The organism is Exiguobacterium sp. PvP048 (genome assembly GCF_040549175.1).
GTDB lineage: Bacteria > Bacillota > Bacilli > Exiguobacteriales > Exiguobacteriaceae > Exiguobacterium_A > Exiguobacterium_A artemiae.
The window spans coordinates 1-2,962 of the sequence record NZ_JBEPSU010000017.1 but is presented as its reverse complement, the minus strand read 5'-3'; the positions used below and the strand labels follow the sequence as shown (position 1 = coordinate 2,962).

At 53.9% G+C, this 2,962-nt stretch carries 1 rRNA gene; it reads right to left on the bottom strand.

What is annotated here, in order from left to right:
- Positions 1-2,869 (bottom strand): 23S ribosomal RNA (locus tag ABIC15_RS15220); the annotation flags it as partial.
- Between the last annotated feature and the right edge of the window lie 93 nt (positions 2,870-2,962).

Below are 2,962 nucleotides of genomic sequence, written 5' to 3'. Positions count from 1 at the left end.
CCATGCTTCCACCCGTGACCTATCTACCTCATCGTCTCTGAGGGGTCTTTCTTGATTACTCAAAGGGAAATCTCATCTTGGAGGGGGCTTCATGCTTAGATGCTTTCAGCATTTATCCCGTCCGCACGTAGCTACCCAGCGATGCTCCTGGCGGAACAACTGGTACACCAGCGGTGCGTCCATCCCGGTCCTCTCGTACTAAGGACAGCTCTCCTCAAATTTCCTGCGCCCACGACGGATAGGGACCGAACTGTCTCACGACGTTCTGAACCCAGCTCGCGTACCGCTTTAATGGGCGAACAGCCCAACCCTTGGGACCTACTCCAGCCCCAGGATGCGATGAGCCGACATCGAGGTGCCAAACCTCCCCGTCGATGTGGACTCTTGGGGGAGATCAGCCTGTTATCCCCAGGGTAGCTTTTATCCGTTGAGCGATGGCCCTTCCATGCGGAACCACCGGATCACTAAGCCCGACTTTCGTCCCTGCTCGACTTGTAGGTCTCGCAGTCAAGCTCCCTTCTGCCTTTGCGCTCTACGAATGATTTCCAACCATTCTGAGGGAACCTTTGGGCGCCTCCGTTACTGTTTAGGAGGCGACCGCCCCAGTCAAACTACCCGCCTGACACGGTCCTCCAGCCGGATGACGGCTGCGAGTTAGAGACTCTATGCATGAAGGGCGGTATCCCAAGGGTGACTCCTCCGAAGCTGGCGCTCCGGTCTCGACGTCTCCCGCCTATCCTGTACATCATGCACAAAGCCTCAATATCAGGCTGTAGTAAAGCTCCATGGGGTCTTTCCGTCCTGTCGCGGGTAACCTGCATCTTCACAGGTACTATGATTTCACCGGGTCTCTCGTTGAGACAGTGCCCAAATCGTTACGCCTTTCGTGCGGGTCGGAACTTACCCGACAAGGAATTTCGCTACCTTAGGACCGTTATAGTTACGGCCGCCGTTTACTGGGGCTTCGGTTCAAAGCTTCGCTTGCGCTAACCCATCCCCTTAACCTTCCAGCACCGGGCAGGCGTCAGCCCCTATACGTCATCTTGCGATTTAGCAGAGACCTGTGTTTTTGCTAAACAGTCGTTTGGGCCTATTCACTGCGGCTCTACTCATGTAGAGCGTCCCTTCTCCCGAAGTTACGGGACCATTTTGCCGAGTTCCTTAACGAGAGTTATCCCGCGCGTCTTAGAATTCTCATCCCGCCTACCTGTGTCGGTTTACGGTACTGGCACCTTCCACCTCACTAGAGGCTTTTCTTGGCAGTGTGAAATCGTGACCTTCGTCCCTACGGGACTCCGCATCGTTCCTCGACTTTGATGCCTGACGGATTTGCCAATCAGACGGTCTCGAAACTTACACATGCACTTCCATCCGCATGCGTCACTATCCTCCTGCGTCCCCCCATTGTTCAAACGGTGGATCGGTGGTACAGGAATATCAACCTGTTATCCATCGCCTACGCCTTTCGGCCTCGGCTTAGGTCCAGACTAACCCTGAGCGGACGAGCCTTCCTCAGGAAACCTTGGGCTTTCGACGGAGGGGATTCTCACCCCTCTTTTCGCTACTCACACCGGCATTCTCACTTCCAAACGCTCCACTGCTCCTTCCGGTACAGCTTCACAGCGGTTTGGAACGCTCCCCTACCATTCCTTACGGAATCCGCAGCTTCGGTGGTATGTTTAGCCCCGTTACATTTTCGGCGCGGCGCCACTCGACTAGTGAGCTATTACGCACTCTTTGAATGGTGGCTGCTTCTAAGCCAACATCCTAGCTGTCTAGGCAGCGCCACATCCTTTTCCACTTAACATACACTTTGGGACCTTAGCTGGCGGTCTGGGCTGTTTCCCTCTTGACTACGGATCTTATCACTCGCAGTCTGACTCCCGAGTATAAGTTGCCGGCATTCGGAGTTTAACTGAATTCGGTAACCCTGTGGGGGCCCCTAGTCCAATCAGTGCTCTACCTCCGGAACTCTCAACCTCGAGGCTAGCCCTAAAGCTATTTCGGGGAGAACCAGCTATCTCCAGGTTCGATTGGCATTTCACCGCTACCCACACCTCATCCCCGCACTTTTCAACGTGCGTGGGTTCGGACCTCCAGTCAGTGTTACCTGACCTTCATCCTGGACATGGGTAGATCACCTGGTTTCGGGTCTACGACAACGCACTATGGCGCCCTATTCAGACTCGCTTTCGCTACGGCTCCGCCTCATCAGCTTAACCTCGCGCGCTATCGTAACTCGCCGGTTCATTCTACAAAAGGCACGCCATCACCCATTAACGGGCTCTGACTACTTGTAGGCATACGGTTTCAGGATCTATTTCACTCCCCTTCCGGGGTGCTTTTCACCTTTCCCTCACGGTACTGGTTCACTATCGGTCACTAGGGAGTATTTAGCCTTGGGAGATGGTCCTCCCGGATTCCGACGGGGTTTCACGTGTCCCGCCGTACTCAGGATCCACTCTGGAGGGAAAACAGTTTCAGCTACAGGGCTGTCACCTTCTTCGGCCGACCTTTCCAGGTCGTTCACCTACTGTCTTCCTTTTTGACTCCGTATAGAGTGTCCTACAACCCCGGAGAGCATGCTCTCCGGTTTGGGCTGTTCCCGTTTCGCTCGCCGCTACTCAGGGAATCGCATTTGCTTTCTCTTCCTCCGGGTACTTAGATGTTTCAGTTCCCCGGGTCTGCCTCACGCTACACTATGTATTCATGTAACATGTCCCATCCCATTACGGATGGTGGGTTCCCCCATTCGGAAATCCTCGGATCAAAGCATACTTACTGCTCCCCGAAGCATATCGCTGTTCGTCGCGTCCTTCATCGGCTCCTAGTGCCAAGGCATCCACCGTACGCCCTTCATACCTTGATCTAGCATTTTGGTATTCTAAGAACACACGTCTAATGACATGGTTATAAAAAGTTTGATGTCTTGTTGATGTCTTCAGTTTTCAAGGTGCGAGTG